Source organism: Endozoicomonas sp. 8E, assembly GCF_032883915.1.
Taxonomy (GTDB): domain Bacteria; phylum Pseudomonadota; class Gammaproteobacteria; order Pseudomonadales; family Endozoicomonadaceae; genus Endozoicomonas_A.
Window position 1 is genome coordinate 3,445,529 of sequence record NZ_CP120717.1, and the last position, 12,418, is coordinate 3,457,946.

Below are 12,418 nucleotides of genomic sequence, written 5' to 3' on the forward strand. Positions count from 1 at the left end.
GCCGCACAGGCAGCTTAGAAATTGTGCTCGCAATAGCCACTGTTGTAATAATCGTTCACTGCCGCACAGGCAGCTTAGAAAAAACCCAATACCATCAACCACTGGTGGCAACAGTTCACTTCCGCACAGGCAGCTTAGAAAAATAAACTGTGTGCCCTGAGTAACAAATATCTGTTCACTGCCGCACAGGCAGCTTAGAAACGGTTCGATTGTTGAATATTGCTTCGCATTCGGTTCACTGCCGCACAGGCAGCTTAGAAAAACACTCTTTTCCATTTAATAAAAATTTGCATGTTCACTGCCGCACAGGCAGCTTAGAAATTCGGAAAGTCCAACGGCCCCACCTGAGCAATGTTCACTGCCGCACAGGCAGCTTAGAAAGTTGATAAATCTGGAAGGGGGAACCTGCATTGGTTCACTGCCGCACAGGCAGCTTAGAAATAGGGTTATAAAACCTGCTGCAAATGCAGTAGGTTCACTGCCGCACAGGCAGCTTAGAAATTTAATGATCGACTGGCTAACAGTTGTAATTAATTCACTGCCGCACAGGCAGCTTAGAAAAAATACAACAACCGGGAATTACGCAGAGAATAGTTCACTGCCGCACAGGCAGCTTAGAAATTTGCAATCGCGCTGTCACCGTTGCTGATTCTCGTTCACTGCCGCACAGGCAGCTTAGAAAAACTACTACAGGCGGAACTGTCTATTGGGGTAGTTCACTGCCGCACAGGCAGCTTAGAAATTTATATGAGTAAACTCTCAGTCCACTACCTGGTTCACTGCCGCACAGGCAGCTTAGAAAGTCTTGTTGGAGCTGAACGCAAGGAAGCTCGTGTTCACTGCCGCACAGGCAGCTTAGAAAATGATTTCAAAGGCGTCACCGGGGTAACGCTCGTTCACTGCCGCACAGGCAGCTTAGAAAGAAAAGACTGCAGCGGCTGAAAGCTTGATGACGTTCACTGCCGCACAGGCAGCTTAGAAAAATACCCAGAACAGTACTCAGGCGTTGGAGGGGTTCACTGCCGCACAGGCAGCTTAGAAAACTATCGCCGTGCTGTTTTCTGTCTGGCCAAGGTTCACGCCGCACAGGCAGCTTAGAAAATCGAAATTAAACGCTACGCACACGCTAAACCGTTCACTGCCGCACAGGCAGCTTAGAAATGAAAGGAAGGTTTATTCGAAGCGATCAGTTTGTTCACTGCCGCACAGGCAGCTTAGAAAAGATAAATCAAGTACGTCAGCATGCCTCTTATGTTCACTGCCGCACAGGCAGCTTAGAAATTTAAACAGCTTGATAAGGAAGAAAGCCACAGGTTCACTGCCGCACAGGCAGCTTAGAAATGTATTACTAATTTCGGCCTAACGAATAAGGATAGATTGCGCCCAGCCGCAATCTTATCCTGTTGTTGCACAAGCCCGGGTTGAATTCTGGTAAGAAAGGTCTATTGAAGTTTACTTTTCTGGCGGACCTTGAATCAAAACGTTTTTTCTGAACGCTATTTATTCGGATGAGTGTCTCCAGACCACTGCATTACGGTAGTCTTGGATATGACGGATCTGTCTGGCTGAGCTTACATTTCCTCCTTGCTTGTGAATGGCGGTGTTTGTTGCTGAAGAGTACTCAGCATGGTCGCCCCCTTCATCGGACTGCCATTATCCGAATGCAGGACCAGCGGTTGTTCCTTAAGGCTGATCTTATGCTGCATGAACGCTTTTCGGATCATCTGAGCAGCCAGATCAGAGGACTCCCTCTCATGGACTTCCCAGGTCACAATCATGCGGCTATAGACGTCCAGAACCAAATAGAGGTAATAATATTTACCCCTGATGGGTGACCCTAAAAAGGTTATATCTCACGACCAGAGCTGATTTGGTCCCGTGGCCCGATGCGATGTTGGCTTCCGCTTTCCGGGCTTCCGACTGCGACCGCGGTGATGCTGTTGATTATTAGCCTTGAACACTCGATAAAAGCTTGACTCAGAAGCCATATAAACACCTTCGTCGGCCAGTGTCGGTACAATCTGGCTTGGCGACTTACTTTTGAATCGCTCGCTGTTACAGACTTTCAGAATCTCGTTTTGCTCGCTCTTGGTTAGTTGGTTGGCAGGCATTGGCCGGTCTGCGTATTGACGCTGATCTTCCCGCACCTGTTCTACATCGTTTTGCCAGCGCTGAACCGTGCGTATCGACAGGTTGAGCGCAGCACAGGCTTTCACTTTACGTGCACCCTGTGAAACAGCTTCCTGGATTAAAGCAACGGCTTCCTTGCGATCAGGGAGAGGAATCAATCGTCCTCGCGCTCCCCCCAGATCGCGTTTGCCTTTTTTGTTAGAACCAACAGTGCTGCGGTTTCAGCAAGTGCTTTGTCTTTGCGTTTGAGTTCTTTTTCGAGTTTCTGGATGCGCTTCTTGTCATCTCGTCTGGCAGCGGCCTGTACCTGACGGGATTCAGCAGGCTTTGTGCTGCCTGCGATAAAATCAGCTTTCCACTGCTGCAAGTCTTCATAGTAGAGACCCTTCTTACGACAGTATTCGGATAGCTCTGTTGTGTTCATGTTGGCGGTTTCCATCAGAACCGCGAACTTGTTTTCAGCACTCCACTGCTGAGGATTCTTACCATCACCGGGCAAGGCTACACCTTGCGCTTTTGCCTGTTTGCGCCAAGTATACAGGGTTGCATCAGTAATGCCGGTTTCTCTTTTAAGCTGAGTCACAGAAACATTATTGGGCGGCATCATCTTCTGGATAATGGACTCTTTCATTTCTTTGGAATAGCGAGCCATAACAGCCTCTTTCTGAATGCTCTCAGTTATTGAGAGTCATGAATCAAAAGAGGCGACATCTAGCCTGACACAGAGGGGTTTCGATATAACCGGTGACTTTTTTGCATTGCAGTTAAGCTGCTTATGCCATTCTGGTTCAAAAGCCAGGCAGAAATCAACAACATCACAGAATACACTGGTCATAGACAAGGGAGCCTCTGGTTAGACATCTAAGGGCTGCAACCGAGAGTTAGTTAAATCACAGGGGCTCCATTGTCTTTTTTTGCATCGAACTCACGTTAACTGTATGATTCAATAGGCTTCTTTAAAGATCAGTTTTTTTGGTCAAAACCAAGGGATTGTTGCTTTCTTGCTTAGTCCAAAAAAGTCAAACTCTCCTGATACCGGTTTAGTCAATATCTCTCCATGTTGTATGTACCGCCTGTATTTTTCACCTCTCGAGGTGCTAACCAGTTCAAAGTAAGGGTTATCCAAGCCTAGGGTGAACATTTTGTCACGATATGCTTTAACTTCCTCTTGTTTTAGCGAACCTCGCTTTAACAATCTCCTCATCTTGGCAGGGCTCATTTTGGTTTGGAGACGTGAAACGGTTCGGTGTTTTACGTCATCAGGTACGGGTTGAATAGCTGATAGCTGACAGTAACCTGCCATGCCTCCAAGCCAATTGTGTTGCTGAAAGTCTTCCAGTCTGGCAGCAGTAGCATGAAGCCGAATAACCCGCCCGAGTATCACTCTATACTCAGGAAAGCTTACCCCAATATCTCTTGCCTGAAGGTCAAACAAGGCCTTATGCAGCTTGGTATATACAGTGTTAAGCAACCTGTTCTGTCGCATTTCTGCATCGGGCTGGATGCGAATATCCATAAAACTATCCATTGATTACCACCATTCAAATCCGAATATTAGAAACATAGGCCAGTCCTTTTTTGCCAAGATAAAAAGCAGATACACCTGCTTTTTCAATAAGCCCTTTGAGTTCGTTTGCTTTTTCCGGGGAAATATCCAAATTAACTGTCAGGGTACCGCTGGCCTTGGTCAGCATAGATACAACTTCACCTTCACCCGCTCGTCGTTCTTTAAGAATATAGGGGTTGCCCCAGACTATTTTTTTCCGACCAGTGGTATAGCGATCCATAAAGTCTTTTTTGGTAAAACCACGCTTGGATATACCGCCAATGCCTCCATTCCTGGTTTTTGCACTGCTCATATCATAACTCTTACTCAAACGGTCTAATTGTAGGTACAAAGCTGAGCAATAAAGTGATAGAGGAATGGCGAGTCCCTTGTTATTGAGGTAATTGATATCGCCCAAGTATGTCGTTAACGCGTTGATTGCAACTTCAGTATCACCTTCAACCACAATAGCATTCAGTTTTTGTAAAGCTTCCAGTTTCTCAATAACAACTAAAGGTTCATATTTTCTTGTTGTGGTCACTTTGAATTTAGGCTCGGCAATAAACTGGTATAGCTTGTCTAGTTCAAGATCAAGCACTCCCCAAAATTCTGCGGAATAATTTGAGCTGAATATTGGATCATTAGCCCTTATCATGCCCGTGAATGACTGCTGGTCAGTGCTGCCAGTTACGTTGCGAAGATAGACTATCTCTTGCGTTAAACCGTTTCGTTGAGCAGGCTTGTCCTGAAAATGAACAGTTGGCTCAATATCAGCAAAATAATAGCGTGCTGATTGTCTAGCCTGATATAACTTGCGTTGATCACCAATCAGCCGGTTCAGAATCCCCATAACAGTGTTATGGGTAATATCATGTTTAATAAAGTTACCGAACCGGCCTTCTTCTTTCTTTTTAAGAGCTGTCATTGAGCCAATAAAGACTCTGCCTTTTTTTGGAACCGCTTCATTATTAGAGCCAGTCAGGAATGAATTCCGCCAGCTCGATTCGTAAGTGATTTCTATCTGCATGTTAAACTCCGTTACTTGCCATAGAAGTAAACAGCATAATCATTTTCGCGTTCTTCCATGATACTGTCAGGAGTCTGTTTTATCCGCATCATCTTATGACTATTGTTATAGTCAACAGTGATTTCATCGACATACATATAGCCTTTAGCTTGGCGTATGCTGAGTTCACTAACCATCTGCAGGGTTCTGTTAATCAGAATATCGATGGCCGTATCGTCCAGTAGAATACCAACTTCACCCTCTTCAAAAATCGTCCCTTTGCGGACGAAGTTAGGGTGAAATGCTGCTTTAGGATCACGCTCCGGTGCCAGACTTTTGATAAATTCCTGAATGGTGGTTGCAACATTTTCACCTTTGCCCTCTGTGATAATCATCGCTGGGCGATCAAATTTTTTGTCTAGAGATATAAACTGCAACTGTTCGATACTGATTGAGCCATAGGCTTCGTAAAAAGTCTCTCCAAAAGTGGTTTTGGAGAAGAAGGAATTACTGGCAACTTCCTTGCCATCTTTGTCTATATCTTTATCTTTACTGCCGGAACGCCCAAGTTGCTCAAAGTTACCGTTACCCAGCTTATCTTCAAAGTCTTCTATAAGTAGTGGACTGGTGCGTTTACACTGGCTCGAAGGAACAACATAGCCCCGAATCATACCGGTGATAGAGGCGATTAATGGCAACAGATTTTTATCTTTTGCATAGTGCAGGTCATAGGCCTGCTCTCGAAACAGGTGATGTCGGATACAGTTTTGACTGATATACAGCGGATTTTTCTTGAAGTCGATATCAGCCGGGTCTTTTTTAAGCTTGTAGCCTTTATCGCTCTCCTTGCCAGTCAGATTGGTATAACCACGAAGTTTTGGTAATGAGTGGTTATCTACAATTCGCCCTTCACTCTGTAGAGTTGTTGGGCCATTCCAGTTAACAACACCATGCCCCCGGGCAGTGACTTTGAAGTCAACGCTCTTGATACCCGTAATTTGTTCCATATCGGTATACCTTTTTATAACTATGTAGAATAAAAAAACAATCATCATCACATTGCTCGATGATGACGAGGATGAGTTTAAGCTATAGACTCAATAATGTCATTCCAAGAGGGTTTATATCTTATAAGTTATGTGTCGAAATTAGTTGGGCACGGCTATCCTGCCCCCTTTGCTGAACAAGCAGCTTTGAAAAAGAGTGTTTAAATCTTATTGACTGCCGAAAAGGCAGCCAGCGGCAGTAAGGACGACACGATCGTATTACTTGCCGCTCTCCATTATTAGCTTTCCTTTTTTAACAGCTGCTTGAATGCAATAGCCCCAATGGGCTGTTTATCACATACAGCGTAATAGGTAGCTTCACTGTGCGGGGCTTCTCCTCCAAGCTTTAAGGAAAGTTCATCAGGTGTATAGCTAATATAAACAGGGTATTCAGGGTCTCTTGCATAGCTTTCCAGCAAGTTTTTTCGAATGGTCATTTTATTGGCAGGAATCCCCTTGATAATACTGGCTTCATCCATGCGGCCATGTTTTTGAGCCAGATAATCTAACAGACCATCATTTCTGATTTTATCCAGTGACTCCGTCAGGTTATCAATCACCTCACTCTCATTGACACCGATATCATAGGCATATTGATTGAGAATTACAGGCTGCCCTGGCTGATTGACGCAGCACACCGCCATTTGCACAAAACGACTATCACCACGTAATGAGGATTTTGCAATTTTGGCACGTCCCTGTTGTTTCTTTATGGAAAAAACCATCGGTTCAGTGACTTTTGAGTGAATAGTTGTAACGCTTTTCATCAGCGATGCAGTAAGGTCACTAGTCAATGCCTTTGTATAAGCACTGTCAGGCTGGTAAAACTTTTGGTAGAGCTCATAGATATCAGTAAGCACGAATGGCTTGCTTATAGTATTAGACTCATTCAATAAGAATTCGTACCATGCTTTTGTTGAGGCAAAATTGTTATTTCTGGCAAGAAAGCGAGCAACAGCACCAGTACCTTTCCCAGCAGCCAAGGAATCAGGTATTGCAAGAGTAAGTTTGTTTACATCGTGATCATTCACCCCAAACCGATCTAACCGCCCAAGCCGTTGTAATGTATTTTCTGCTGTAGTTATTTCAGTCACCATATTGTCACAGCTAATATTAAGTGATGCCTGTACTATTGGGCCGCTTCGCAATACCTGATACATATGGCTACCTTCATTGCAGAATGAGTCATAGACTTCATCGAACAATCGCTGTTTATCACTCTTTTTAAATTTAGAGTGCAGTAAAATGGCATTTTCTTGATGCTGGTTGACAATAAAGCTTTTTTGTGCTGTGGTAGCTGTATTACTTATGACGAATGTATTGGAAATACAGGGTTGGTAAAGCGGATTACTGCTACCTTCCTGTGTCTCATCATAGTTCTTAAAGCAAAACTGATATAGGCTTGTGTTAAATGAAGGCATTACAACGACATCTTCCTGCCGGATACCCAAAATCTGGTCAAGATAAAAATAGTGGGGCGTTGCTGAAACTAGCAGGGTATTTGCATATTTTTGTTGGGAACGGCTTTTTAGCAGTTCTGCAAACAATAAGTTAAAGGCTGGCATATTTATGTATTCATGAAATTCATCAAATACCGTATGGGTGTTCAGATATTCAATAAATAAGTCTGCCTTAGTGTGGCTGATGATGCCTGCAAACAGCTGATCAATAGTAGTAATGACGATATCACCAGAAAGGTAAGCTCCTTCCGGTGTTGGGTGATCATAGGAGTTCAGGAATTTGAATTCGCCGGTATAAATCTCGATAGAAGCATCAGGCAAATACTGATTGCTTGACAGCTCCAGAAACAGCCCCTGACAGACTTGCACTCTGGGGCAAATCCAAAGGATCTTTTTGGTATTTCTCAGGTTGGCCCACTCCAGAGCAATTTTGGTTTTTCCGCATCCAGCCGCGCCTGAAAGAACCTGGACCTGACTTCCTTGTGCGAGTTGTGATGCTATTTTCGTCTGCTCTTGAGTACGACTACTGTTAGAAAAGCGGCTCAGGCAATCATCAATGTGCATACAGAGACCGTCATCTTTAAGCAAACGATCACCAACAAATTCAACAATGTCTTTATCATTAATCAGTTCATCCAACTCTTGTGCAGTCAGGGCAGAAACCCAGCGGTCAGCGGTAATAACACAGGAACGAACAATATTATTTGTGGCGTTAAAATGGATCTTACCGGAGTATTCTGAAAGCAGTTCACAATCATCGTATTCTTTATACGAAGGTACATTAATATCTTCAATCTCATGTATTCTTTCTAGATTGAGATCTGCCAAATAACATCTACTGAACCAGTCATTGTTTGATTTCTCATAACGCTGATCGATTTTGCTGACTACGTTCAGCATTGGAATTGCCTTTTCAACAATATCAACCCATGCCTGCCCCTTTAAATTTCGGTTCAGTTTTTTATAAATACTGCCATAGGTTTCAAAACCAGCCTCTTTACGGAACGGCTTGGCATGGTGCCAGTAGATGCTATGTCTGACTGATTTTTTATTTTGAGTATTGATTCCTTTAAGGTCGCTATGGTCTAAGAGCATGTAGAGCAAAGCTGATATTTCATTATGCCTTGGATGCTTTTCAAAACTGAAACGGGCTTCATCGATATGCTGTCCATCTTCAGCTATATATTTTTGATTTTTAGGCTTCACAACCCAAGACTGAAAACAGGGGTCAAGTTTTCCCATGTCATGAAAAGCGCCCGCCACAAATACGGCTCTTGCAAGCGCAGTATTTTCAGGAAATAGCTTTTGGCAAAGCATTTGAGCGGTATATGCGACTGCAAATAGGTGCTGATCTAGCCGTTGCAGTTTAGTATTTGCATAAAGCACACCCTTTACAGGCTTACTGGTAGGTATATCCATCGGAACCTCTTTTTCTGTGATATTGACGGGAACCCGCCCGTTATAGCTGAAACGATTTTTACTTCCAACCACCCAAACCAACTCACTACGCGACCGAGACCGAATCCAGTGGCAACTGACGGCAGTACTCTTAGTCGCTGTTTTCCGCAGCAGTTTTTTAACGGCGTTTAATCCTTCCTGAGTAATAATGGTTTGCCAGGTGTTGTCGCCAATTCGGTCTGCAAAAGCATCCAGAACCCGTCGTGTTTTTTTCAGGGCATTTTTTTCGCACTGGGAAACAAAGGTAACCATCATGGCTGCTTACTCCCAGTCATCTTTAAGGGCTATGGCTTTTACTTGATCAAACATAAAATCCAGGGCCTTATGATCAGTAAATGCCTGCAAACACTGTTGTCGGAACTCTTGCTCTGTAGCGCCTTCCTTTGCACAGACAAACGACCAGGGAAGAACCAGCGTATCCTTGATGAGATCAGCTATATCAAATACCAGAGCTCCCCGACGGGTTTTGCCATGCATCACTGCAAAGCCATGAGGGATACCTAATACCCAAAGTGTGGTTGCTGCCAGTCCGTAAGCCAGATAATTACCATGATTCAAAAATGTATTAGCCTGATCTTCTGCGCTGCGTTCACGAGTAAATGAACCATAACCGGTTTGCCGTGCTGCAAACTTATAAAGCGTCTTGGTCAGCCGAGCCTCTGCCTGTAGTAAATCATTGACTGTTAATACCTTGTTGATTGTGCTTTCAGTAGTCTCAAGCTCAGGCTTTATGCTATCAATGAGAAAGCCTTCATTTTTAAGATCTCTGTCTTTGCCCCAGATGGTTTTCATAAACTGAATTCTGGCGAGCTGCATTTGTTTGGCTGCTTGTAATCTTTTCTGCTCATCAAACCAGAACTGCATCCAGCCCTGCATGTATTCAGTGGGGCGATATTCACTTTGTGGCGTTAACCATTCCACCTCATTGGCCATCAACAGGGGAGTTCCACCTCCACCACAAAAGCCAATTAACACACCGGCAGAAGCCAGCATTCGAACAGCGGCCTGAGTAATAGAGGTCCCGTTGCCCAATAGCAGGCAAGTAGTGTTGGCAATGGGAATATTCCAGTAGTGGTTGTTATTTTTTGCTTCGGTAAGATAGAGCACCCGGCCATCTTTCTGCATGATCCGGCATTTTTCCAGATAATAGATATTGGCTCTTTTTGAATGCAGAATGGCCTTGAGATCTGTCAATACATCCATTGCACAACACTCCTTTTCTGAACCATGGCTCTCATTTAAATGCATCAAATTCAGATTTAAAAAAATAAGCAGGATGGTATGGCTGTCTTATTTCGTTCCTGGTACAGTCGGGAAGCTTCTTACTATGAATAGGGGGCTATCGTTGTATATTGCGATACAGTATGAGAAGAGAGGGCTTTCAAGCCCTCCAGAATCGGTCGATCAGATATCAATCACGTCAAAAGGCACCAGTGGATTAACATCCGCCTCATAATCAACACCTTCAACACCAAAACCAAAGAGTTTCAGGAACTCTTCCTTGTATTCAATGTAATCGGTCAGCTCGCTCAGGTTTTCGTTGGTCAGTGTCGGCCAGAGTGCCTGGCAGTGTGATTGGATGTCATCTCTCAGCTCCCAGTCATCCAGGCGCAGTCGGCTGGCGTCGTCCACTGCCGGAGCTTCGCCGTCTTTTCTGTAAAGGCGCTCACGGAACATTCGGCTGATCTGCTCAATACAACCTTCATGAACACCTTCTTCGCGCATCTTTTTGAAGACCATGGAGATATAGAGGGGCATTACAGGAATAGCGGAGCTGGCCTGGGTAACAACGCTCTTGAGTACTGCGATGTTGGCTGAACCGTTCAGGCTTTTCATTTGCTTATCAATGGCGTGGGCGGCACGATCCAGATCCTTTTTGGCCTGACCCAATGCGCCTTCCCAGTATATAGGCCAGGTAAGTTCGGTGCCAATGTAGCTATAGGCCACCGTTTTACAGCCTTCCGCCAGGACACCGGCTTCAGACAGGGCTTTCATCCAGAGTTCCCAGTCTTCACCACCCATTACCGTCACCGTTGCTGCCACTTCTTCTTCAGTCGCAGGCTCAACAGAGGCTTCAAACAGTTGATCTTTGTTGGTGTCGACGGCAGTTGCCTTATAAGGCTGTCCCATAGGCTTGAGTACGGAACGGATCACTTCACCACTGTCAGGCAGTTTACGGACGGGAGAAGCCAGGGAATAAACGACCAGATCAATCTGGCCCAGATCTTCTTTGATCAGTTCGATTGTTTTTGTTTTGGCTTCGTGACTGAATGCATCTCCGTTCAGGCTTTTGGCATAGAGACCTTCTTCATGGGCCAGCTTTTCGAAAGCGGCGGAATTGTGCCAGCCCGCTGTACCGGGTTTTTTTTCGGTTGCAGGCTTCTCGAAGAAAACACCGATGGTGGCTGCACCTGAACCAAATGCCGCAGTAATTCGAGAGGCAAGGCCATAACCACTGGAAGCACCAATGACCAGAACCCGCTTGGGACCTCCGGCGACTTCACCCTGAGCCTTGGTATAAGCGATCTGCTCTTTAACGTTCTGCTCACACCCGACAGGGTGGGTCGTTGTGCAGATAAATCCGCGAATCCTTGGCTTGATAATCATCTTTGGCTCCGGTTAACGATAAGAGACGGCGTTAAGAACACGGTTCGCTGTGTCATAACAGTCGAGTAAAGCTTATCCAAAACCGGCAGGGTGGAAAAGGCGCAGGCGGTATAGATCGGTCGGTATATTGATACGAAATGTATCAAGAGCTCTCAAGATAGAAAAGTTTGCCCCGAACACTGCGCTTAAAGTCGCTTGGCGTGAGCTGGAAGTGTTTCTGAAACAGTCGGCTGAAATAGTCAGGGTCTGTGTATCCGGCCTGGTAGGCTGCTTCCCTGATTGAAAGGTCGGTACTTTTCAGGAGATCCGAGGCCAGTGTCAATCTCATTCGCTGAATATATGCAGTGGGTGAGAAGCCCGTTGCTTCCTTGAATCTTCTGTGCAACGTTCTTCGTGTCAGGCCTGAAGCTGCTATCAGGTTTTCCATCTCGATATCTTCACAATAATGCTGCCTTATCCATTCCTGAAGCTGAATGATGACTTCATCGTTATGAGCAGTGGTGTGATCTTCGGCGAACAGTATCTGATCCATAGGACGACGAATTTCATGGGAGAACTGCTGCTCAACCTTGTGGGCAATTTGCTCTCCCATGCTCAGCTCAATAAGGTGAACCATAAGGTCGGCAACCGAGTTGACACTTCCGGCACAGAATATTCTGCCTGAGCGGGTAATCAGGTGGTGGGGTTTAAAATCAACCTTGGGATAGTGTCTTTTCAGTCGTTCAAGAAAATACCAGTGAGTCGCTGCAGGCTGGTGATTCAATAAACCTGTTTCGGCCATAAATGTGACCCCGGTCGCTGCCACGCAGAAGGTAGCGCCTTGCTGATGCTGATACCTTAGCCATTTCACCATTGCCCTGGACTGTCTGACCACGGGTAGGGGGTTCCGCCAGAGGCCAGGCACAATGACAAGATCTCCGGGACCTGTTTCAGAAAAGGTCACTTCCGGTGTCAGAGGTATGCCGCTCATACTGATGATCGGGTTAAGTTGCTCAGCACAGAAACAGACTTCGACGCCTGGATGCTGATGTCTCAGTCGACTGTAGGTGACTCCTGCCTGGATCATTTCAAGGGGTAAACTGATGCTGGTAGACAGCATATGATCCACAAGGGGAATCAGAACTCTGTTTAGTGAAAACGTTTTCTGTACCAATGCACCGGCCTG

Annotated in this window: 10 protein-coding genes and 1 CRISPR repeat array (1 of these 11 only partly in view); all 10 genes read right to left on the bottom strand. The window is 45.2% G+C overall.

Going from position 1 to position 12,418, the window contains the following annotated elements; all coding sequences use genetic code 11:
* Positions 1–1,341: direct repeats of the CRISPR family, unit length 28 nt; unit sequence GTTCACTGCCGCACAGGCAGCTTAGAAA (it extends 3,069 nt beyond the left edge of the window).
* Between the two features lie 230 nt (positions 1,342–1,571).
* Positions 1,572–1,850 carry a DDE-type integrase/transposase/recombinase gene (locus P6910_RS11325; RefSeq protein ID WP_317146538.1) on the bottom strand — a complete coding sequence of 93 codons (279 nt, stop codon included), beginning with the start codon at positions 1,848–1,850 and terminating at the stop codon, positions 1,572–1,574.
* A gap of 3 nt (positions 1,851–1,853) precedes the next feature.
* Positions 1,854–2,288, bottom strand: coding sequence for a hypothetical protein (locus P6910_RS11330; protein ID WP_317146351.1), 435 nt, complete (start codon positions 2,286–2,288; stop codon positions 1,854–1,856).
* Positions 2,285–2,782 (bottom strand): transposase, encoded by a 498-nt coding sequence (locus tag P6910_RS11335; RefSeq protein ID WP_317146352.1) that lies wholly within the window; start codon positions 2,780–2,782, stop codon positions 2,285–2,287. The genes P6910_RS11330 and P6910_RS11335 overlap by 4 nt, the downstream gene beginning before the upstream one ends.
* A gap of 324 nt (positions 2,783–3,106) precedes the next feature.
* Entirely contained in the window at positions 3,107–3,658 is a 552-nt protein-coding gene (gene cas6f / locus P6910_RS11340) for a type I-F CRISPR-associated endoribonuclease Cas6/Csy4 (RefSeq protein ID WP_317146353.1), read from the bottom strand.
* A 13-nt stretch (positions 3,659–3,671) separates the two neighbouring features.
* Positions 3,672–4,703 carry a type I-Fv CRISPR-associated protein Cas5fv gene (gene cas5fv / locus P6910_RS11345; protein ID WP_317146354.1) on the bottom strand — a complete coding sequence of 344 codons (1,032 nt, stop codon included), beginning with the start codon at positions 4,701–4,703 and terminating at the stop codon, positions 3,672–3,674.
* An 11-nt stretch (positions 4,704–4,714) separates the two neighbouring features.
* Positions 4,715–5,689, bottom strand: coding sequence for a type I-Fv CRISPR-associated protein Cas7fv (gene cas7fv, locus P6910_RS11350; protein ID WP_317146355.1), 975 nt, complete (start codon positions 5,687–5,689; stop codon positions 4,715–4,717).
* Between the two features lie 278 nt (positions 5,690–5,967).
* The gene (locus P6910_RS11355; protein ID WP_317146356.1) at positions 5,968–8,901 is read right to left on the bottom strand and encodes a CRISPR-associated endonuclease Cas3''; all 2,934 of its coding nucleotides are present in this window, start codon (positions 8,899–8,901) and stop codon (positions 5,968–5,970) included.
* A gap of 6 nt (positions 8,902–8,907) precedes the next feature.
* A complete protein-coding gene (gene cas1f, locus P6910_RS11360; protein ID WP_317146357.1) occupies positions 8,908–9,849 on the bottom strand; it encodes a type I-F CRISPR-associated endonuclease Cas1f in 942 nt (313 codons plus the stop codon).
* Positions 9,850–10,050: 201 nt separating this feature from the next.
* Positions 10,051–11,253 carry an enoyl-ACP reductase FabV gene (gene fabV / locus P6910_RS11365; protein ID WP_317146358.1) on the bottom strand — a complete coding sequence of 401 codons (1,203 nt, stop codon included), beginning with the start codon at positions 11,251–11,253 and terminating at the stop codon, positions 10,051–10,053.
* Positions 11,254–11,395: 142 nt separating this feature from the next.
* Complete coding sequence (locus P6910_RS11370; RefSeq protein WP_317146359.1) at positions 11,396–12,406, bottom strand: GlxA family transcriptional regulator; 1,011 nt, start codon at positions 12,404–12,406, stop codon at positions 11,396–11,398.
* Between the last annotated feature and the right edge of the window lie 12 nt (positions 12,407–12,418).

Excerpts from the sequence above, each read along its gene's own strand:
- P6910_RS11335 (WP_317146352.1), bottom strand. The coding sequence starts at position 2,782 with ATGGCTCGCTATTCCAAAGAAATGAAAGAGTCCATTATCCAGAAGATG.
- cas6f (WP_317146353.1), bottom strand. The coding sequence starts at position 3,658 with ATGGATAGTTTTATGGATATTCGCATCCAGCCCGATGCAGAAATGCGA.
- cas5fv (WP_317146354.1), bottom strand. The coding sequence starts at position 4,703 with ATGCAGATAGAAATCACTTACGAATCGAGCTGGCGGAATTCATTCCTG.
- cas7fv (WP_317146355.1), bottom strand. The coding sequence starts at position 5,689 with ATGGAACAAATTACGGGTATCAAGAGCGTTGACTTCAAAGTCACTGCC.
- P6910_RS11355 (WP_317146356.1), bottom strand. The coding sequence starts at position 8,901 with ATGATGGTTACCTTTGTTTCCCAGTGCGAAAAAAATGCCCTGAAAAAA.
- cas1f (WP_317146357.1), bottom strand. The coding sequence starts at position 9,849 with ATGGATGTATTGACAGATCTCAAGGCCATTCTGCATTCAAAAAGAGCC.
- fabV (WP_317146358.1), bottom strand. The coding sequence starts at position 11,253 with ATGATTATCAAGCCAAGGATTCGCGGATTTATCTGCACAACGACCCAC.